Annotated in this window: 18 protein-coding genes and 1 pseudogene; 8 read left to right on the top strand and 11 right to left on the bottom strand. The window is 64.3% G+C overall.

Features of this window, described 5'->3' with window-relative positions:
• Positions 1–224: 224 nt before the first annotated feature.
• Positions 225–572: a M48 family metallopeptidase gene (locus RIC11_RS13405; RefSeq protein ID WP_502879392.1), complete on the top strand. Its 348-nt coding sequence runs from the start codon at positions 225–227 to the stop codon at positions 570–572.
• A gap of 176 nt (positions 573–748) precedes the next feature.
• Here RIC11_RS13405 and RIC11_RS13400 read toward each other — a convergent pair whose 3' ends face one another.
• Both RIC11_RS13400 and RIC11_RS13395 read right to left on the bottom strand, forming a co-directional pair.
• A complete protein-coding gene (locus RIC11_RS13400) occupies positions 749–1,153 on the bottom strand; it encodes a PIN domain-containing protein (protein ID WP_350212086.1) in 405 nt (134 codons plus the stop codon).
• A gap of 3 nt (positions 1,154–1,156) precedes the next feature.
• Positions 1,157–1,387: an AbrB/MazE/SpoVT family DNA-binding domain-containing protein gene (locus RIC11_RS13395; protein ID WP_350212085.1), complete on the bottom strand. Its 231-nt coding sequence runs from the start codon at positions 1,385–1,387 to the stop codon at positions 1,157–1,159.
• 600 nt (positions 1,388–1,987) lie between these two features.
• Between RIC11_RS13395 and RIC11_RS13390 the strand changes: the two genes are divergently transcribed.
• Entirely contained in the window at positions 1,988–4,972 is a 2,985-nt protein-coding gene (locus tag RIC11_RS13390) for a hypothetical protein (protein ID WP_350212083.1), read from the top strand.
• A gap of 259 nt (positions 4,973–5,231) precedes the next feature.
• Here the strand turns inward: RIC11_RS13390 and RIC11_RS13385 are convergent, their stop codons facing one another.
• From RIC11_RS13385 to RIC11_RS13365, 5 genes are all read right to left on the bottom strand, one after another.
• Positions 5,232–5,732, bottom strand: a complete 501-nt coding sequence (locus tag RIC11_RS13385) for a transposase (protein ID WP_350212081.1) — start codon at positions 5,730–5,732, stop codon at positions 5,232–5,234.
• Entirely contained in the window at positions 5,717–6,247 is a 531-nt protein-coding gene (locus RIC11_RS13380) for an IS630 family transposase (protein WP_350212079.1), read from the bottom strand. Before RIC11_RS13380 ends, RIC11_RS13385 begins: the two co-directional genes overlap by 16 nt.
• A gap of 189 nt (positions 6,248–6,436) precedes the next feature.
• The gene (locus tag RIC11_RS13375; protein ID WP_350212077.1) at positions 6,437–8,266 is read right to left on the bottom strand and encodes a cellulase family glycosylhydrolase; all 1,830 of its coding nucleotides are present in this window, start codon (positions 8,264–8,266) and stop codon (positions 6,437–6,439) included.
• A 20-nt stretch (positions 8,267–8,286) separates the two neighbouring features.
• Entirely contained in the window at positions 8,287–10,158 is a 1,872-nt protein-coding gene (locus tag RIC11_RS13370; RefSeq protein WP_350212075.1) for a sodium:solute symporter family protein, read from the bottom strand.
• An 84-nt stretch (positions 10,159–10,242) separates the two neighbouring features.
• Positions 10,243–11,289 (bottom strand): glycoside hydrolase family 130 protein, encoded by a 1,047-nt coding sequence (locus RIC11_RS13365; RefSeq protein WP_350212073.1) that lies wholly within the window; start codon positions 11,287–11,289, stop codon positions 10,243–10,245.
• 181 nt (positions 11,290–11,470) lie between these two features.
• Here RIC11_RS13365 and RIC11_RS13360 point away from each other — a divergent pair, with 181 nt between their 5' ends.
• From RIC11_RS13360 to RIC11_RS13335, 6 genes are all read left to right on the top strand, one after another.
• Positions 11,471–12,505, top strand: coding sequence for a LacI family DNA-binding transcriptional regulator (locus tag RIC11_RS13360; RefSeq protein WP_350212071.1), 1,035 nt, complete (start codon positions 11,471–11,473; stop codon positions 12,503–12,505).
• A gap of 174 nt (positions 12,506–12,679) precedes the next feature.
• Complete coding sequence (locus tag RIC11_RS13355) at positions 12,680–13,357, top strand: hypothetical protein (protein ID WP_350212069.1); 678 nt, start codon at positions 12,680–12,682, stop codon at positions 13,355–13,357.
• Between the two features lie 91 nt (positions 13,358–13,448).
• Complete coding sequence (locus RIC11_RS13350; protein ID WP_350212068.1) at positions 13,449–14,942, top strand: hypothetical protein; 1,494 nt, start codon at positions 13,449–13,451, stop codon at positions 14,940–14,942.
• A 45-nt stretch (positions 14,943–14,987) separates the two neighbouring features.
• Positions 14,988–16,097, top strand: a complete 1,110-nt coding sequence (locus RIC11_RS13345; protein ID WP_350212066.1) for a DUF1559 family PulG-like putative transporter — start codon at positions 14,988–14,990, stop codon at positions 16,095–16,097.
• Between the two features lie 5 nt (positions 16,098–16,102).
• Entirely contained in the window at positions 16,103–16,519 is a 417-nt protein-coding gene (locus RIC11_RS13340; RefSeq protein WP_350212064.1) for a hypothetical protein, read from the top strand.
• A gap of 7 nt (positions 16,520–16,526) precedes the next feature.
• Complete coding sequence (locus RIC11_RS13335) at positions 16,527–17,939, top strand: glycoside hydrolase family 113 (RefSeq protein WP_350212062.1); 1,413 nt, start codon at positions 16,527–16,529, stop codon at positions 17,937–17,939.
• An 11-nt stretch (positions 17,940–17,950) separates the two neighbouring features.
• On the opposite strand, the pseudogene RIC11_RS13330 reads toward RIC11_RS13335, so the two are convergent.
• The 4 genes and pseudogenes from RIC11_RS13330 to RIC11_RS13315 all read right to left on the bottom strand — a co-directional run.
• Positions 17,951–18,442, bottom strand: a pseudogene (locus RIC11_RS13330) (transposase); the annotation flags it as partial.
• Positions 18,443–18,470: 28 nt separating this feature from the next.
• Positions 18,471–18,824 (bottom strand): transposase family protein, encoded by a 354-nt coding sequence (locus RIC11_RS13325; protein ID WP_350212060.1) that lies wholly within the window; start codon positions 18,822–18,824, stop codon positions 18,471–18,473.
• Positions 18,825–19,011: 187 nt separating this feature from the next.
• Positions 19,012–19,857: a hypothetical protein gene (locus tag RIC11_RS13320; RefSeq protein WP_350212058.1), complete on the bottom strand. Its 846-nt coding sequence runs from the start codon at positions 19,855–19,857 to the stop codon at positions 19,012–19,014.
• Positions 19,858–20,551: 694 nt separating this feature from the next.
• Positions 20,552–21,022 (bottom strand): transposase (locus tag RIC11_RS13315; RefSeq protein ID WP_350212056.1); only part of this gene is annotated, 471 nt, incomplete at its 5' end.

Raw genomic sequence — 21,022 nt, 5'->3', positions numbered from 1 at the left:
CTCCAGCCGCTTCAGTTCCCCCAGCGGCAAGTGATCCGCCACCTCCATCGCAACCTCCGTGTTCGGGACGATCGCGATATCATGATGGGCAACCTGGGCGGGCGCAAGAGAAAGCGCGCTACTTCAGATTGGAATGCGTATAAGTCGTTTCACCAACTGGCTTTTCGCGGTTGGGAACTCTCTATCCTCATAACCTCGAGATCGTCGGGTCGAAACGTGAGGCCGTGCTCGACGGGTGGTACCGCGACGAACTACGGGCGGGGGCAGTGAAGTTGATCGAGCAGTGGGAACCGAAGGTCGGCGTCAGCGTTGGGAAGCTGTTCGTGCAGCGGATGAAGACGCGTTGGGGTAGCTGCAACTCGAAAGCCAAATCGATCCGCCTGAAAACCGACCTGGCGAAAAAGCCACTGAAGTGCCTGGAGCATCTAGTCGTCCACGAGATGGTCCACATTATTGAGCCCACGCATAACGCAACATTCCAGTCCCTCATGCGTCGCCACATGCCAGACTGGGAGCACCGGCGACGAGTCCTGAACGACTTGCCGGTGCGACACGCAGACTGGGCTTACTGACGATTGCGCCAGACGCTGCACCGTGAGGTTGCCGATTACAATTATCGCAGGTATGCAAGGCATTGGCGATCTCGGTGTCGATCGGCTTCCTAGTCGGCCGCCGCTGCGCGAGGCTTCGCTCCGTAAGGCGTCTGGAGCGGCGCCAAGCCGTGTCGGTCTTGCCTGGCGTGCGGCTATCACTCCGCGTCGGGCACGATCCGTTTGGCGAGCCCTAATAGGGACACCACTGTCACCCCGTCGACCGTCTGGTTGTACAGGTGGCCGAAGTGCTTGCGGTCGCCGGTCGCCAGGAGGTCGCACTTGGCTCGGATCGCCGCGCACAGGATCGGCTGGTCTTTCACTTCGAGCTCGACCGGCAGCGGGAAGAGGAGCGACGGTGCGGTCTCGACCTTGGCGACTAGCTCTTCCAGCGCTTCGCTCCATCCGCTCCGCTTGAGCCTGACGTTGCGGACCGCTTCTTCGATAGCGAAGTCGCTCGTCACCGCGGTGTGGCCTTCGAGCAGCCAGGCGACGAGCCGCGCGACGCGGCTTCCCCAGTTGGCGGCGGAGAAGAGGACGTTGGCGTCGAGGAACACGCGCATCGCTCACTGCCCGGGGGGCAACAGCGGCCCAAGCGCGTCTTCGTCTTCGGCGAACTCGGCGATCCGTTCTTCGGTGTAGATCTCGACCGGCACGCTCACCGAAGGTCGGATCAAGATCCCTTGCTCGACCGACTCGAGGATCAATTCGTCGTCCGCTTTAAGGCCGAACGCCTCGCGGAGCTTGGCGGGGATCGTGATCACGCCCCGTTTCGTCAGAGTTACCTTCTCAGTCATATTAGCAGTATAGCAGTATTGCTGCTTTTCTGCAAGCGTCTCGGCAGAATCGGAGCGCGCTGCGGATGCATCGGCCGTACGCAGAAAGCGCTACCTCGAACTCGTAGCGGTGTCTCGGCGGGGTGACGAACTCCGTAGATACGGCGGGCAGCGAATCCGCCGGTGTTGGTCCAACCGCCGAGTCTACGAATCCTACTCGCTGAGTCGTCCGCGGCGCACGGCCCGGCACACATCTTCCTGCTCAGCAAGTTCGTCGGCCACTGGGAACGATGCTCCCGACACTAACTTAGCGTCGGCTGCCCTGGTCGCAGTCATCTGTGCCGCATTCGTCGACCTTCCGCTTGACTATAGATACTCACCACTTGGGATTCCTTGCTCAGCTCACACTAGACGGCTGGAAGCGGGGAGTCCGCGGATCGCTGCGATGACAGATAAGCTTGCGATCGCGGGCGCCCGCGAATAGGTTTGAGACCGCGCGCTCTGCGTCTCGTTGGTTCGCAGGACTTGCCTGAATCTCAAGCCAAGACATAGCCCCGGGAAGCTACCGGGCGAACTCGAGCGAGGATTAGAAGCGATATGTCAATTTGGAAGCAAATTGGGATGCTGCTGTCGTTGCTCCTCCCGACGCCGGCCTCTGTCACCGCCCAAGATTTTTCGTTTGAGTTGCTCGGAGACGCTTTCGCTTTTGCGCCGTCGATTAATGAGGCCGGTGAGGTGGCTCTCTTGCGGTCGACCGGTGAGGGCTCGCAAATCCTTACGGGCAAGCCGGGTGCGCTGACGGTCGCGGCCGAGGCTTTCGGCGACAACGCCACCAGCGGGCAACTCAGGTCGTTCCGGCTAGGCGACTACCTCTCCTTCAACGACAACGGGCAGTTTGCGGTCGTGGCCCTCGAGCGGGGCTCGAACGACGAAGTGCTTGCGGTGAATGATCAAGTTGTAGCAAGAGAGGACGGTATCGACATCCGGCAGATCGATCGCAACGCGACGCCGGAGATCATCAACGACGGCAGCGTTTACTTCCAGGTGATCGCGGAGCCCGGCTCCGCGGTACTGAACGGGGGGAACGGCGTATGGGCAAAGTTCGACGGCGGGCTGTCTCAGGAGTTCCCTCGCGATTTCGGAGATCTACAGGCGGACAACAACGGCAATACCTACGCAAGAGGTCCCTTCTTTCGACCGGGCGTTTACGCTGGGCCGAATCCGGAGGACGTCGTCATCAGGATCGCGATGCAGTCGCCGCCTCGCCCCGGGACGCCGCTTCCAGGCGGAACAGAGCTGGCCGTCCTGGACTCATGGGCCGTCAACGACAACGGCGATTTTCTACTCCAGGGATACTCCAACGACACCGACACGTACGGCATCTGGGCCGGGCCGCCTGACGCGTTACGCGAGGTCCACACGATTCCGCGGGAAGACGGATTTTTCTCTCCGTTCTCAATGAATGATGACGGCGACGTGTTGTATGTCGATCGCTCCGGGGACCAGGGACAGTTGATCCTGGGCGAGGGCGACGGCGGCAGCCGATCGGTGATCAAGATTGGCGATCCGTTGTTCGGCTCGACCGTGACGTCCCTTCACCCCGGCCGTCGGTCACTGAACACGGCGGATCAACTGACGTTTCTCGCTGGGCTCGAGGACGGTCGGCTGCTGAGTGTTTATGGCGAGCCGTCGGGCGACGAAGCGTTGATCCAGTCTTGGGTTAACCTCGGTTCTGGTGACTTTGACAATCCAGGCAATTGGCTCCCCGCAGGAGTTCCAAACAGCAACGACCGAATCGATTTCTTTCAGTCGGGCAGCTATGCGGTAGATCTCGACGAAGACAGAACCGTTCATTCCCTCCGAGCAACCGCAGGCGATGTCACAATCGACCTCGCCGGACACAAGCTATCCTTCACCGATGACAGCAACTTCTCGACCAACGGCTGGGTCGAGGTCGATGGCTCGGACGCGCTGTTGACCACGCTGACCTTACGCGATGGCATGGCCGACGCGACCGGGGGCCTGGGCCGGCTCGACATCGCCCGCGCAGGCCGGGGCAAGCTCGTCATTGACAACGCCGCGGTTGAAGCCAACGTGCTCCTGAGCGTGCTGAGCACAGGCCGCGGCGAGCTGCTAGTCACCGGGGCCAACTCCCGACTCGGTGGCAACCTTTTCAACACCGGCGAGGGCTCAACGACCATCACCGTGCGGGACGGCGCCCAGATGGTTAACGGCCACATGACTTTCGGCTTGGACGAGGCCAGCAACGACGAGCTGATCGTCACCGGCGCCGGCTCGAAGCTGACGGTCACCACCGGCGGCGACGTGGGCGACGGTGTCCTGCTGGCGGCGGTCGAGGGCGCCGCTTCGGTCTCGGTCCTCGACGGCGGGACGATCGAGGCTTGGCAGACGCGCGTCGGCGGGGTCGACACCACCATCGCCGTGCCTTTCCCGATCCCCGGGCTCGGCGAGTACCAGCCGCTGGAGAACGCCCGTGCCAACCTCCTGGTCAGCGGCGCCGACAGCCTCTACAAGGTGTTCAGCGTCATGCAGGTCGGGCAGATCGGGCGCGCCACTCTGCTCGTAGACCAGGGCGGTACGGTCGATGCCGAGACGTTCCGCCTCAATGGCGGTTCGCCCGAGTCCGGCGAGGCCTTTTCGAGCTTGGCAACTATCAGCGACCCTGGAAGCCTGCTCAAGACGACCACGGTCGAAGTGGGTGGCGCCGCGCACCTAGTCATCGAGAACGGTGCTTCGGTCGAGACGGACCTCTACTGGCTCTTCGGCCAGTCCACCATCCGTGGGGTCGACACCCAGGTTACCGCAATCAGCAGGCAGACCGCCGTACGCCTCTTTGGCGGCAGCTCAAAGCTCATCATCGAAGACGGCGCGAAGCTTACGTCCAACTCCGTGCGGCACATCATCGGCAGTGGGACCTCAGCCAGCGAGAGCGGCCAGCCCGGTGCGCTCGTTCACGTCCGCGGCGCCGGCTCGCTTTGGGACATGGGCGACGCCACCGACCTGCTCATCGCGATCGACTCCGTTGGTGCCGATGGCGGCAACGGCGAACTACGCCTCGAAGACCTCGCTCGCGTCAAGGCAAGATCCATCCTCGTAGGCACAGGCGGTCGCATTACCGGCAGCAATGCGACCATCGAGGCCGACGTCAACCTCGTCGGCGGCGCAATCGCACCCGGGCTCTCGCCCGGCGAACTCACCGTCGACGGCAACTTCAGCGTTGACGCCAACAGCGCTCTGATCGTGGAGATCGCCGGCACCACACCCGGCCAGCAACACGACGTGCTTACCGTCTTCGGTGACGCCACTATCGATGGCGAGATCGTCTTCAGCTTCATCGACGGCTTCGGGCCAAGGCAAGGACAGACTTTCGAGTTTCTCAACGTCGCGGGAACAACCGACCTCGCACGCTCCGATTTTCTAGTTGCTGGCCTGGTTCCCGGCTTCGAGTTTGATGTGACGCCGACGATGAGCGGCTTCAGGCTAACAGCGCTTAACGACGGGCAGGCAATACCAGAGCCAGCGACGTGTCTGGCCACGCTCATTGCATCTACTCTAGTCGCTGTGGTACGCAAACGGTCCACCTAGCGCATTGACGAATATAAAGATTGGGCTGCGAGGCGCCCCAAGTGTCGGAATCGCAGTCGGTTGCGCAGCCTCGCACCCCTAAGGCAAGCATTGACAAAGCACAAGGCATCTCTCGACGGCTTGTCGCATCGTATGGTTGGCCCCAAATTTACGGAGTTGCGACACCCGGGCGTAGCACCTATCGGGAATGCCCTTGATTGCCCGGTCATTTGTATTCGGGACAGCTTCTTATTGACCCTCGCGCCGCCAACGAGCCCCTTTATAGCCTGAGCTGAGCGGTCTTGATGAAGGAGAGTTTGAGTCGGTGGTCACGGGCCTGACTGTTGAGCGAAGCGTGGACGGCGTCGTCGAGTTCATCGACGTCGTCGGGGACGTAGTTCGCCAGGTCGGCGTACTTGGCGTGGCTCCACATCGCCTCGACCGGGTTCAGCTCGGGGGCGTAGGCGGGCAGCTGCTCGAACTCGATGTGCTTCCAGCCCTTCTCGGCGATCCGTTTCTCCGCCGATCGATGCACGCCCCAGCGGTCCCACACGACGATCAGCGGACGGCGGATCTTTCGCCGCAGGCGCCGGAGGAATTCGACCGCGTCGTCGGCCTTCACGTTCTTCCGCTGCACGTCGAAGCAGCAGCCCACACGCGAGCGAGTCGGCGAGAGAACAACCGCCCCGATCACGCTCAGCCGGTCGCGTCGGTCCCACGAGCGTTGCACCGGCGTGCAGCCGGCCGGCGCCCAGGTCCGGCGGTTCACCGGCTGGAGCATGAAGCCCGTTTCGTCGAGGAAGACGATGCTGGCGCCGCGTCGGCGGGCTTTTTTTCGATCCGCGCCCACTCGACCTTCCGCCAGTGCTCGACCGCCTCGGGGTCTTGCTCGCGGGCGACCGTGCGCGGCTTCTGCGGCGTGAAGCCCAGCTCGCGGAGCACCCGCGCCACGTGCCCCGCGTGGTACTCCACGCCGAACCGGTCGCGGATCAGCTCGACCACCCAGGCGCAAGTCCACAGGTCGGTCGGGAAGCCCGCTTCACGCGGCCCATCGACGATCAGGTCGACCAACTCGTCGATCTGCTCGTCGGACAGCTTGCGTTTGCCGCCGGGGTGCGGCTTGGCGGCGAGGCCGTCTTCGCCCCCTTCCCGCCAGGCACGCCCCCAGCGTTTCGCGCTGCTGCGATCGACACCGAAGCGTTCGGCCACCGTGCGGACGGACTCCCCTGCTTGGAAGCACGCCGCAGCGCGACGGCGTCGAGCTTCCAGCCCCGCCGCACTGCCTTTGGGTCTCATGCACCTTGCTACGGTGCTAGCAACAGGCAGGGTTCGTTTGTCGCGCGAGCGTCAATAAGTGCCATTCGCTGATGCATCCACTGCGGGATGGATAGGTTACGTTGAACGGCACAACGGGATCCTCTCGAGCCTGCGTTCGGCCGTCCGGGCGTTTGGTCTCCCACTGTGGGGGCGGAAGCGACGCTCGGTCTACTTCGGGGGAACCCCGTACTCACACTCGACGCGCGAAAGCTCAACGCTCACCGCGGTCTCCTTGGGCAGGCCGATCGTCACCCGAGCCGTAGGGAATACTTCGGCGGTCGCTTCGGTCAGGACGCTGCGGAGGTAGCCGTAGTCGTTGGCGGCTTTGGGGGGCGTCGTGTGGTGGGTCGCCCAACGAGTTTGTCCGCTGGGCACGGTCGAGGCGATCTCGATATTTGCTTCGCCCTCGGAGAAGGTCCAGACGCGGACGCTCACGGCCGGGCCGGGGAGGTCGTAGGTCACGCTCGAGCCGGGAAAGAGCTCGAGCCGGTGGATGTCTTCCTGGACGCCGCGGGCACGGCCGGTGCGAAAGTTGTGGGGTCCTTCGATTGTGGCGATACGGGAGTCGTCGCTCAGTTCGTCGACGAGCAGGCCCGTGTTGGCGATGATGGGGCCGATTGGCTCGGAGCCGGCGGACTGACCTGAGGTGTTCTTTGCTATGACGCGGTAATAGTGCGGCGCGCCGAACGGGGCCGTCTCGTCGACGAAGAGCGGGCGATACTGCACCGCCGCGTCGCTGAGGTCGGCGGCGATGGTTCGCCACGGCCCGTTAGCAGAGTCGGCGCGTTGGACATCGTACGCCGACGCGCCGGTCGACCCTTGCCAGCTCAAGAGCCTCGGCCGGATCGGCTCAAGCATTCGGGGCGGCTTGGGAGTCGGTGGGGGCGGCTCGTCGAGGCCGCGGATCCGGTAGGCGGCGGAGCGGATCAACGGCATGACGAGGTGCTCGCGGTACGCGCGTCCTTCTGGGAAGCCGGGCCAATGGTATGATTTGAAGAGGTCGTTGCCGGACGGCTCGCAGTGCCAGTAGAAGCCGCCCTCGCGGCGGTGGAAGCGGAGGCTCCAATAAAGGGCGCCGCTCGCGCCGTGTTTGATGACCGCGTCGAGCATCCGCCGCGCCTCGTCGATCGGCAGGAAGCCGAACTCGCCAACGAAATAGGCCTTCTTGCCGTCAACCCGGCGGATCGCGTCGATGACGCTCCAGGCCGTGTTGTTTCCGGAGTTCGGGTAGTGGTGGGTTGTGATGACGTCGACGTTCGGGTCATCGAGCGACTCGAGCGGGACGCCGCGCAGCGATCTGCCGTCGATCACCAGGTGCCGGGGGTCGAGTTGTTTGAGGTAAGCGGTGATCTGGCGGGTCCAGTCGGGCGGCGAGTCGAGTTCGTTGCCGGTCTCCCAGCCGAAGATGGCGGGGTCGTCGGCGTAGCGAAGGCCGGTGAGCGTGTTCGTGCGGGTGACGACGTGTTCGATCGTCTGTTTGAAGTCGGCGATCACCTGCGGGTCGGTCCAAAACGCGCCTTCCGGCTTGCCGCGGAAGGCCTCGTACTGGCGGACTCCGCCCCACCAGTGCCAGTTATCAACCAGTGGGATGATGACGCGGACGCCCTTCTCGGCGGCCGTCTTTAGGACGAGGTCGAGCGTTCGGAACGCCTCCTCGTTGAACCTTCCCGGGGCGAAGACGTGGACGTTATCGCCCATGTCGCCCTCATCGCGTCGGACGCTGATGACGTAGGTCCGTGCGACGCGTCCGCCCATCTGGCGGACGGTCTCGAGGGCGTCGTCGATTTCGTAGGCATCGGGCCAACGCCACGGCGAGTCGCCGAGAAAGTCGAACGCGTCCTCGACGTTGTGGAGATTTGGGATGTTCCACGAGACGAAGCGGAACTCGTCTTCGCCGTCGTAGAGCTTCCCGTCGCGGGCGGTGAGGAATCGCATCGGTTCGGTCGCGAGGCCGGTGGCGGCAAGGAGCATCGACAGGAGCAACGGCGCGGTTCTCATTGCTTGGCCCTAGGGGTTTCTTACGACGCGGCGGCTTCGGGATCGGTCACGCCGGAGGGGTAGTTCTCAAGCAAGTCGTACCAGTTGAACTTCAGGATGATGCTCGTCGTGAGAATCACGCCGAGGGCGATCGCCAGCGATCGGTAGTCTTGGAGGACGAGGTAGACGCCGGCGGCCGTGAGCGCGGTCTGCCAAGCGATGCCGACGGCGACGTTCACGATGTCGCGCGGGAGGTCGCCGTTGGGTGCGGCTTCGGGGTGTTCCTGTCGGACCGCGTCGGCTATCGGTCCCCACCAGCCCCAGGGGCGGACCCTGAAGTAGAACGCCTCGAGGACCGCCCGGTCATCCGGCGGGGTGAGCAGACTGCCGGCGACCGCGCCGAAGAGCGACACGCCGAGCGTGACCGGGAACAGGGCGAGGTTGGTTTCGAAGCCGCCGAGCTGTGGGTTCGCCTGTACAACGCTCGCGATCACTAGCGCCGAGGCGATGCCGCTCGCCATGCCCCAGAAGTAGCCCCAGCCATTGAATCGCCACCAGTGCCACTTCAGCAGGTTGGCGGCGATGTAGCCGCCGTACAGCGCGCCGACGATCCAGTTGACGATATCCTTGAGCTCCTCGATCACGAAGCCGAACGCGGTGCCGGCGAGCACGACGACAACCGAGGTCGCGTAGCTGAGTCTCACGTAGGTCTTGTCGCTCGCCTCGGGGTTGAAGTATCGCTTGTAAATATCATTGACCACATAGGCCGGCGCGGCGTTGACGGTCGCCGCGTAGGTCGACATGAACGCGGCCAGAAGCGCCGCCACGAGCAGCCCGAAGAGGCCGACCGGCACGAACTCGCGCATCGCGAACGGGAGGATCAGCTCGAAGTCGATTCCTCCGCCCATCGCGTCGAGTTCGTCGGTGAAAAAGGCCAACGCGAGCACGGTGAGCCCTGTGATCAGCATGTAGCGGGGCACGAGCAGCACGAGGCTCACGACGCCCGACATCAGGGCCGCTTCGCGCGGCGTGCGGGCCGAGAGGACTCGCTGCATGTCGTAGTTCGGGGGAGGGCCCGCCATGCTCGCCAGGGCGCCTTTGAAGAGGGCAAGCCCGACGAACAACGAGAAGAGGCTCCAGCCGTCGCCGGAGATCTTCGCGTTCGCCTGATCGACCAGCCCGTCCCAGTCGAGGTCGAGCCGCCAACCGAACCACAAGTCACGCCACCCGTTGGGCGTCGCCGCGTCGATCATCTCGGGCGTGACCTGCTGCATAGCGATCAATCCGACGCCGACGCACGCGACCGTCATGAACGCGAACTGCAGCACCTCGGTGAACACGACGCTGAACATACCGCCCTTCACGACATAGACGGTTGTGATCGCGGTGATGAGCAGCCCCCACAGGCTCGCGTTCGTGGCCGGGTCCGAGGCGAGCGCGATCGGGATGAACGTGGCCGCGAACTTGCCGATCCCAATGAAACCGTACGCCAAGAACCCGACGACGTTCACCAGCGCGAAGAGCACGACGATCAGGTGCGCGGCCTGGGCGCCGCGCCCGTCGCCGAAGCGGAAGCGGATCCAGTCGGCCCCCGTCACCACACCGGATCGGCGCAGCCAGACCGAGAGGTAGACCATCAATACGATCTGGTTGAAGACCGGCCACATCCAAGGGATCCAGACGCTCTTCATCCCGTAGACGAACAGCCAGTAGACCATCAGCATCGTGCCGCTGATGTCGAACATGCCCGATGCGTTCGACAGCCCGAGCAGGTACCACGGGATCGTGTTGCCGCCGAGGAAATAGCTGCGGAGGTTCTTCGAAGCCCGTTTGGAAATCCAGAACCCGATCGCGACGGTCGAGACCACGTAGGCGAGGATGATCGCCAAGTCGATGGGGTGGAGCTCGGTCATGCGCCGTCGCGACAAGGTCCGGGGCGGTTCGCCCGGGATCGGTGGTAGCCCCAGCGCCGGTCCGCCGCCTGATCGGGTCGCGGATCAGAAGACCGTCGAGTTGGCCTTCGTAAAGTCGACCAGCTCGCCCAGGTGGGCGAACGCCAACGCGGTGCAGGTATCGGCGGCGCCGTAGTAGATGGTGAGGCGGCCGGTCGTGTCGTCCAGCAGCGTCGCGACCGGGAAGACGACGTTGGGGACGTGGCCCGACACCTCGTAGTCCGCGTCGGGCGTGAGGAGGTGACGGTTCGTGCGGTAGAGCACACGCCACGGCTCGTCGAGATCGAGCAACGCGGCTCCCAGGCTGTAGACGAAGCCGTTGCACGTGTCCATCACGGCGTGATAGATCATAAGCCAGCCGTCGGGCGTCTCGATCGGCACGGGCCCCGCGCCGATCTTCGTGCGTTGCCACCACTGCCCGGTGTGCTCGCCCCCCTTGCGCATCACCAGCCGATGACGCCCCCAGTGAACCAGGTTCGGGCTCTCGCTCAGATAGACGTCGCCGAAGGGCGTGTGACCGTCGTCACTAGGTCGGCTGAGCAGGTAGTAGTTCCCGTTGATCCTCCGCGGGAAGAGAACCCCGTTGCGATTAAACGGAAGGAACGCGTTCTCCATCCGCTCGAACGACCGGAAGTCCTTTGTCCGCGCAAGGCTGATCGTTGGGCCGTTGTGGCCGCCGCACCACTGCACGACGTACTCGCCGTCGATCGCGGTGACGCGCGGGTCGTACGCATATTCCGCCGGGTCGAAGGGATGGTTGGTGAACTCGATCGGCTTGGGCTCAATCGTCCAATCAAGCCCGTCGTTACTCCAACCAACGTGCAGGCGGGGAAACCGAGTGTAGTCCTCGGTCCGAAACACGCCGGCGTAGCCGTCACCGAATGGCGTCACCGCGCTGTTGTAGATGCCCTGGATGTCGCCGACGGGCTTGCGGCCGAGGACGGGGTTGTCTCGGTATCGCCAGATGATCTCGGAGGAGCCCGCCGGCCGGGCCTGCCAAGGGAACGGTCGCGCGCCGCGCGGGCTCGCGGAGCCGGTCTGGCCATTGCGCGCCGGATCGGTCGCGGCGGCTTTGGAATGAATCGAAGTCATCGGCGTGGTCCGACGGCTGCGGTGAATGAGCCAGAGGCGAGAGATTCGCAAGACTTCGCCAAGCCTAGCAGGACGCCACCGGCTGCTCAAGTAGTTGACCAAGCGTTTTTTTGCGTGTTCGATTCCTCGTCGTCGGCTCAGCGGCTATAACGGTTGGATGAGCCAACCCCGCGTTCCTCGTTTGAAAGATGTCGCCGAGGCGGCAAACGTCTCGGTTAGCGCCGCCTCTAAGATCCTCCGCGGCGACCGCAGCCGCTTCGGCGAAGAGACTTGTCGCCGCGTCGTCGAGGCGTCCGAGCGCCTCGGATGGCGACGCAATCTTCTGGTGAGTGGGATCCAGACCGGCCGCACGAATACGGTTGGGGTGATGATCCCGCCATACGACTCATTCTGGGTCAAAGTGCTCTCCGGCATCCACAAGCGGCTGGGCGAAGCCGATTTCCTACCGATCACGCTCTGGCTCGGCGACCTCGATCACTTGCCGCATTTCGAAGCGAACGAGCAGGAGGGCGTGCGGCAGATTAACCGCCTGCTCGACCGTCGGGTCGACGCGCTGATCCTCTGGCCAACATTCGCCGTGGCGTACCAGGAGCACCTCGCGGGCTTGGCCGAGAAAAACGTTCCGGTGGTCGTGATCGACCATCGCAGCGATGAGCCCTACGGGGATTCCGTGGCCACGAACGAGTCGCAGGCAACCCGCGCCGTCGCGAAGCACCTGCTTGACTTGGGGCACCGGAGGATCGCCTGCATCTCGAGCCGGGAGAGCAAGTCACAGACTTGGGCGCTGGAACGCCGGCGAAACTTCGAGCGGGCAATCTCTCTTAAAAGCGAGGCCGAGGTCCGGAGTTGGCGGCTCAACCGCACGGGCGACAACGGCGTTGAGGTCGCCACCCACTTGCTCACCGACGACTTCCGGCCGACCGCGGTCTTCGCGGTGACCGACCACGAAGCGCACTGCGTCTACGAAGCGGCGATCACGCTGGGGCTCTCGATCCCGGGTGACCTTTCAGTCGTGGGCTTCGCGGACCTCGACTTCGCGGCGACGATGATGCCTCCGCTCTCGACGGTGAGACAACGCCCGCAAGAAATCGGCGAGCGAGCGGCGTCGCTGCTGATCGACCGGCTGGACGGCCCCCTCGCGGGAGAACCCTTCGTCCATTCCGAGATCGAGGCCGATTTCGTGCTCCGGGAATCGACCGGGCCGGCGCCTGCTTAGCCGCTCCCGCGAAATCGACGAAATGCGGAGGCCACGTGCTTGACCCGCCTGTTCAAGTACTTTAGCATGCCAATGTCGTCGAGCCATCGGCGGCAATTTACTCCTCCGCGACCGGTTCGCTCGTGAACCGGGCAAACCTCGGCCTCTCTTCAACTTTGATTTACAGGGTGACTCATGAGCAAGCTGACGGCTCTCGTGCTGGGCTGCGCCACGGCGATGGCGACTGTGACCGGCGGCGTCGCTTACGGCGACATGTTGGTGAATGATTTCGGCGACGGCTTGCAGTCGTGGCGTTTTGATTTCGGAAGCCCGATCACCCCGAACCTCAGTCGAGACGCCAGCGAAGGATCGCCCGGCAACGCGCCGGGAGCGCTGCGCATGGACATGACGTTCGTGTCGAGCCAGGGCGGTGGGAACCGCTTCGCCTTTACCGGCGACCTGTTTTTCCCCGCGACCGACCTTTCGGGCTTCGACACCCTCGAGTTCGACCTGAAGATTGCCGACGGTGCGGCGTTAGACGCTTTTGGCAATCACGGCTTCTTTCAGTTCGTTTCGCGGGAGACCGACAGCTACAACTTCAACAGCGTGCTCAACCAGAACTTGGCGCCGGTGACGGGGCAATGGCAGACCTACACGGTGCCCGCCGCTGAAGTTGACGGGATGACCGCGACCCGCGCCTTCACCGTGCAGTTGTACGGCGGGCCCGACCAAAACATCGACGGAGGTATCACCCTCCTGCTGGACAACATTCGGCTGACCGGCGACCCGATCCCCGAGCCGTCGGCGTTCGTGATAACGATCGCTGCGGGGCTGTTGGCCGCGACTCGGCGCGGTCAATCCAAGCGAGGTTGAGGCCGCCGGCTCGCCCGGTCGTTGCGGGGGGCGGCCGGTCGGGCCGGCGCGCCGTTGCCAGAATCGTCTCTTCTACCAAGGAACCTGCAGCATGCGACTGTCATCGGGATTTCTGCAAAGCCTGATCGTGCTCGCGGCAGCGATGGGCGCCGTCGAGGCGGAAGCGCAGCTCTTGTATTCGTTCGAGTCCGGTCTCGACGGCTTCGAGCCGCAGGGGGCGGCCGACTCGGATTACATCAGCCACGTGCAATCGTCCATCGGCGCGACCGACGGCGCGATGTCGCTCCGTGTCGAGACCGGCCCCGGGTTCGGCCGCGACGTGGTCGTCAATGAAACCTCCGACGTCGGCGGACCGCGGTACGACCTGTTCAACTCCGTCGCGGCCGACCCGTCCCGGTACACGCTCGATTTCGACGTGACCTTCACCCAGGACGGGTGGGATCGCGTGGCCGACCCCGGTGGTTTTTTTCAGGTCAACGTCTTCTCCAATAGCGACAGCTCGCAGGGCTTTCGGGAATCGTTCGGCGTCGTCAACGGGACGCCGGGTTCACCCAGCTTCGCGACCGGCAGCCTGCCGGCCACGTCGCTCTCGCTCACGCCCGACTCCAGCTTCTTCCAACTCGGCTTCGGCACGAACGGCAACCATACGGCCGGCCTCGGCGGCGAGGGGGTCTACTACTACCTCGACAACATCCGCTTCACGCAGGCGCCCACCTTCGTCGAAGACGTCCTGTTCTCGTGGGAGACGCCCGACGACCCCGGCACGCCGGGGGTCAACGAGCAGCTGGAAGGCTGGGTCGATGGCTTCGGCGACCAGCCTTATTTCCACACACGGACGATCGTCTCCGACGGGGCGACCGACGGCGCGTCGGCCCTCGAGTTCGATTCGCCGCAAGACGGCTTCTCTTGGGGCAGCCAGTTTGTGATCGACAGCGGCGAGGCCGGCGACCCGGCCAATCAAGCCCTGATCGATGACCTGATCGGTCGCGTCAACGCGGCCGACCGTCTTGCGTTCGACGTCACCTTCCCAGACGACCAATTCCCCAACCTGCCGACGTATCTCAGCCTGTTCGTCAACATCAGCGATGCGTCTGGCACGTTCTACCAGTCGCCTGCGAAGCAAGCGGGCAACCCGACCGACAACCCAGGCGAAACGGTGACTATCGAGATCCCGATCTCGGAGCTTACGGCCGGCGGCGTGAGCCTCGCCGACGCGGGCCTGCAGGACGGGACGTTCTTCCGCATCGCGCTGGCTACGAACTCGGACTCGGCCAACGCGTTCTCGTTGGACAACTTCCGCCTGCTAACGGAACTGACTGGACTGGACGGCGACTACAACAACGACGGCGTCGTCGATGCGGCCGACTATACGGTTTATCGCGACAACGTCGGCGCGCCCGAGGGGACGTTGCTCAACGACCCCGCCGGCGGCTTGATCGGCGCGGCTCAATTGCAGGCTTGGCAAGACAACTACGGGGCGACCGTCGGAGGCTCGGCCACCGCGATCCCCGAGCCGTCCGCGGCTCTGTTGATCGGGATGGCCGCGTTGCTCGGCGGCGCTCCGCGGCGCCGGCTAGCGAGCTGAAGACCGGCGCGGCGTCGTTCGATATTCTCTTCCAGGAGGATGGCTGTGGCTACCCGAAGAAGCGGCGGCTTCACACTCGTCGAGTTGTTGGTCGTGATCGCGATCATCGGCATCCTCGTCGCGCTGCTGCTACCGGCCGTTCAGGCCGCACGCGAGTCGGCCCGGCGGTCGCAATGCGTCAACAACGTGAAGAATCTTGCACTGGCGATGCACAACTACCACGACAGCTACGGGTCGTTCCCCGCGGCGGCTGAGTTCCCCTCTCCTAGCGAGTTGGCCGGCGCCACGGGGCTCAGTCCGCTGACCGGCAGGGCGCTGTTCGAAAACTGGGTGATCCGCATCCTTCCTTACCTGGAAGAACAGCCGTTGTCCGACCTCTTCGACATCCGGCCAACCAACCGCGTGAGCGACGACGCCAACGGCGACCGGAACGCTGTGGCGCGAGCGACCGAGCTAGGCGTGATGCTCTGCCCGAGCGACGGCGCCAACGGCGCGCCGTTCGTCGACAGCGACGGCTTCAGCTGGGCGCGGGGCAACTACGGGCTCAACGCCGTCCACTATTGGCCGAATCGGTTTTGGCGTGAGACCAAGCAGCGGGTGAGTAACGATCCCGATGCGGCCGACTACTCCTTCCAGATAGGTCTCTCGGGGTTCAGCGACGGCGACACCGACCAGAGCCTCTCGATCGCCAAGATTACCGACGGGACCTCCAAGACGCTGATGATCGCGGAGTTGCGGGCCGGCGTGAACGAACAAGACCGGCGCGGCGTGTGGGCGATGGCGCAGTGCGCTTCGAGCTTCCATTGCCGGCACATGAACCGCCCCCCCAATGACTGCGAGCCGAATCAAGACGACGTCTTCGGCGGGCCCGACCTCGCGAACAACCTCGGGGCGGGCGCCCTCAACCAGCAATGCATGGGCGTCGACGCCAGCGTCGACGCCAGCGGCCAGTCCGCCGTTCGGAGCCAGCACCCCGGCGGCGTGGTGGCGGCGATGGCGGACGGGAGTGTTCGGTTCATCACCGACTTCATCGAGAGCGGCGACTTTGGGGAAGCGGTTGGCGAGGTGCTCGCCGAGCAGACCAACGACCTCCGCTTCCGCACTTGGCAACGGCTCAACGTCGCCCGCGACTCCTACAGCGTCTCGGAGTACTGAGCAACGTGGACAGCAGGCCGCTCTGGATAGGCTTTGCGGCGGCGTTGTTGGCCGCCGGTTGCGGCGATGCGCCGTTCCGCGTGATCGCGGTCCGAGGCGCCGTGGCGTACGAGGACGGTGAGGCCCTGCCGAGCGAGGGGTTCAAGTTGAAGTTCGTCCCGCAGATCGAAGCCGTCGACGAAAAAACGTTTCCGCGGATCGCGACCGCGCAAGTCGGCCCGGACGGCAAGTTCGAGGGGGTGACGACTTACCGCTACCACGACGGCTTGACCGTTGGCGAGCACCTCGTCTACCTGCAGTTCGGCGCGCCCTCGGCAGGCTCTCGTGTGGTTCCCGAGGAGTACCTCGACTCGCAATCGACGCCGCTGAGGATCGATTTCGATGGCTCGGGGCCGCTCGACATCCGGATTCCTCGCCCGTGAGGTCGTCATGCTGAGGCGCCGTTCACGCAGCCGCCGACGCACAGCTTGGTGTTTGGTCGCCACGCTCGCGGCCCTCGCTACGCCGGCGCCGGCCGGCGACCGGACGGTTTACGAACCGGGTGTCGACCCGGCGATCGGGTTCAACCTCGTCTCGTGGTGGAATTTCGGCGGCAGCGGCGCAACTCGCTGGCGCGACGCCGTCCGCAACGTCCACGCGGCCGGGTTCACGGAGGTCTCCATCAGCCCGGTCCGCTACGCGAACCCGTCGACCGGCGTGATCGCTGCCTCGTCGCAACGCGGTCCGGAACTCTCTCATATCGCCGCGGGAATCGCCGAAGCGAAGGGGCTCGGCATGACGGTGACGGTCAACCCGTTCGTCGAGATGGAGAACTTCGCCTTCTGGCGAGGTGAATACGACCCAACCCCCGGCAGCGCCTCCTGGGACGCGTTCTGGGACGGCTACACCGCGTACCTCGGCGAGGTGGCCGCGGTTGCTCAAGCCAACGGCGCCGACGCGATGAACATAGGCACCGAGTTGAAGGCCATCACACGGAACAGCGGCAACAACGAGCGGTGGGGCGAAGTGATCGCCACCGTCGACGCGGCGTTCGACGGCGCCCTCGGCTACGCCGCCAACTGGGACAACTACCGCCACGGGAACCTCAACAACGCGATCTGGTCGAACCCGGCGATCGACTATGTCGGAATCGACGCGTACTTCCGGGACACGACCACGGCCGCCGAGTCGGACGCCTCGGGAGCTGACCCCAACGAAGCCTTCATCGCCAAAGTCGAGGCGGGCTGGAACACACGGCTGGACGACGAAATCCTGCCCTACGCGCGCTCCCTACGCGGAGGCGACGGCTTGCCGGTTGTTCTCACGGAGGTCGGGTACCTCCCCTACAACCGAACGACCGTCAATCCCCAGAACGAATCAGGGCCGCTCGACTCTGACGAACAAGTGATGGCCTTCAAGGGCCTCGTACGCGCGCTCGACGGCCGTCGAGACGAACTGAGCGCGATCCACGTATGGCAATGGGGGATGGACGGTTCAGGCGGAAGCAAGTGGAACGTGGCGGCGAGCCCCGGCGGGGATCAACCGAACAACCTGCCTTTGGGCGAGTGGCTCTCGTCCTTCGTCTCCGCTCCGGCACTCGCCGGAGACTTCAACAGCGACGGAGCCGTCGACGCAGCCGATTACACAGTCTGGCGCGACAACCTCGGCAGTGAGACTGCGCTGCCAGGCGACACGACACCCGGCTCGGTTACGGCCGCAGACTACGACGTTTGGCGATCAAACTTCGGAACCTCCGCGGCGGACCAGAACGCCGCTAACGTCGCTGCGCCTGAGCCGCGTGCGTTTCTGACAATCGGGCTTGGGGCCGTGCTGTTTTCTGCGGCTCGCGGCTGTCGAGCGTAACAGCAGCGTGCAACCTCCCAGCCCTCTCGCCGCAGCAGGACGTGCAGACGGCGGTAGCCGTACCGCACCCGGCTGGCGGCCAGGTCGCGTAGTCGGATCCTCAGTTCGGCCCGCTCGTCACGGCAGCTCTGGCAGCGATGCGAAGAACGCGCCGCGCCGATCGCTCGGCACGCCCGCCGCTCGCTAACCTGGTAGGCGGCTTGGAGCCGCTCCACCACCTGCCGCCGACGAGCGGGCCTCAGACCTTTCCCTGCACGACGTCCTGCAGCATCTTCTTGTCGAGCGAAAGGTCCGCCACCAGCTGCCTGAGCTTCTTGCTCTTCGTCGAGGCTCTTCAACCGGCGGACCTCGGCCACGCCCATCCCGGCGTACTTCTTCTTCCAGCGGTAGAAGGTCTGCTCGGCGATCCCCATCTTCCGGACGATCTCGGTGATCGCCGTGCCCGACTCGTGCTGGCGGATCGCAAACGCGATCTGCTCTTCCGTGTAACGCTTCCTCGACATGGCTCTGGGCCCTCCTTCCACGTGCAAGTTACTTAAAAAACTCGCACCCCGCCTGGACCAGGAATTGGGGAGCAGGCCAGCTGCTCTTCTCGGCCCACGGGACCGGGGCGTTCTTCACGCCGTGCTTGGGGCACTTCACCCGCGGCACGCCGGCGACGAGCACCGTCTTGTACTGGCACGAGTCGAGGTGACGCCAGCGACGCTCGGCCGCGTGGTCGTGGCACGCCAGCTCGCGGCCGCATTCGGGGCAGACGAACCGGGCCCCACGCGGGTGCTCGACCCTCACCCGGCTCTCTCCCGCCCCCGCGTCCAGCTCAACCCCCGACACCGACCACGGCGAATCGAGCCCAAGGATCTGCTGGTAAAGCTCGCGGTCTTGCACGGCCATTCTCCTCCGCGGAGAAGCCTACCAAACCCACGATATTCCCGGATGGACCCAATTTAGCCGCCGTCGCGAGGTCGAATAAATCGCCGCCAGCCCCCGCGTTCCGAGAAAACGCGGTCCACTTCAGATACGCAGATTGGCGCCCTGCCAAGCAGTGAGCTGCCGAAGATTGGCGGTGACCCGGTCAGGGGTTTACGATCTCCGTAGTCGCGAACTCTGCGAAGAAGCCGTCGGCGTCTTTCATCTCGGCAAAGCCGAAAATCCAAGCAGTCTCAACAATGTCAGAGAAATCCAGCCCGCCGCTCTCGATCGACTTGTTCAGGTAACGACCATCGGCGCCGTTGTAGCGATTCGCGATTTCGATCGCCCTGTCCCAGATCGTCCGCAGCCGCTTGTCCTGGACGCGCGGCCGCCAGTCGATAGGGCGGGGGCTGTTGAAGCCAGGCGTGCCGTTGCCAGGTGCGTTGCCGTCGGGGATTTTGTGATACCTCGCCGCTTGCTTCACCAACGCAAGGTCCGCGGGCGTTGTGACCTCCTCGTTCCAGTTCGAGTGCTGGACGACATGAATGCGATCCTTGAAGTCGACCGCAGGTAGGTCGATCCTGAGCTTGCGAATCAACGCGGCCGTGAAGTCAGACTGCCCTGCTTCGGCGATCCAGACGCGTCCACCTTTCTTGAGTGCTCGAAGTGCCCGCTCAGACACTTCATCGATGGCCCGATCGCGATTCTTGTGCGCGTCCGACCAATGCTCACCGAAAGCGAGCTTGAAGAGATCATTCGACGGGACGTACAGCCCGCTCTGGGCGCCGTAAGCGCCCGCGACGGCGTGGCAAGAGACCCGCTCGTACCGCGGGCTTGCAAGAACCGTCGCTAGCGCGGCGATTGAATGGATATCGTCTACGTCGGTCTTCAGATCAAAGTGCGCGAGGAAAAAGTCGCGCTCGGTGTCGAACCTGCCGACCTGCTGAGCGGTCGACGTCGTCCCAGCCACCAGAACCAGGACGCACGCGGTTGCTAGTCTCTTAGTCATGGGCAGTCTCCAGGTCATCGCACTTGCGACAATGGGTGAAGCCTAGCACGACCGGGGGCCGTTTCAGAAGTCGCCGTTGAGAATTGACCGGCATCGAATTCCTGTACCATCCGCTATGAAGGTACGGGTTGGGTAAAGCCGCTGCCCTGCCGTAGCGGAGAAGGCTGCTGAGGCGTAGCCGAAGCCGCCTTCGGAGCGGAGGGAGGGCAGCGGATTCAACCAACCCGTACTCTCATAGCTGCTGGTACAGGTTTTGGGGGCAGGCCAGCGCCTACTGCCGGGCAAGCCGGACAGTGCCACCCGGGAGCGATACCTTGAGGCAGGTCCAACAACAGCAGCGAAGCGGTTCGCCAAACCCGCGGCCGTGCAGTTCTACTCATCGTACTGCCTCCCAGTTATCTGCCGTCGGGTGCATCGACTTCGCGGACCTTTGCCCCTGGCTAAGTCGCTGAGGATGCCTCATCCGCTCCCTGGAAGCGGTCTGGCCAAGGCGCCGAGGTCTCGATTCTCCGGTAAGACCTCGGCAAGTTGGCGACAGTCGGAACTCGCCGAAACTGGTCCAACTTCAGCACCGACGTGCCGAGGCAACCAACTTTACCATCGATGCCTGCAGCAATCTCTCAGAAGCTGTCCCGGAATTGTTTTCATGGCCTGGCGAGTCGTCTCGCCATGAGAAGCTGTCCCGGAATTGGTTTCATGGCCTGGCGAGTCGTATTGCCATGAGTCGGATCATGGCGAGGTGGACGAAGGCCTCGCTAGAGAGGTTGGTCTTCTCGTAGTCGCGGGTGGTGCGTCGGTAGCGGGCGAGCCAGGCGAAGGTCCGCTCGACGATCCATCGCTTAGGGAGCACGACGAAGCCCTTCACACCGACAGGCCGCAACACCGTCTGCAGCACCCAGCCGAACTGTTCCTGGACCCATCCCGGCAGCCCGTTGCGGCCGTAGGCCGAGTCGGCGAAGACGACCTGCAGGCGCCGGAACCGCTCCTTCATCCGCGACAGCACGAAGCACGCCCCGTCGTGGTTTTGCAGGCTGGCCGAATGAACCACGACCATCATCACCAACCCGAGCGTATCCACCGCGACGTGCCGCTTGCGGCCGGTGATCTTCTTCGTGCGCGTCGTAGCCGCGTTGTTCTCCCCCCTCACCGGTACGGACCGACTGGC

It is taken from the genome of Botrimarina sp. (assembly GCF_040219535.1).
In the GTDB taxonomy this organism is placed as follows: domain Bacteria; phylum Planctomycetota; class Planctomycetia; order Pirellulales; family Lacipirellulaceae; genus Botrimarina.
This window is presented reverse-complemented; position numbering and strand designations above follow the sequence as displayed.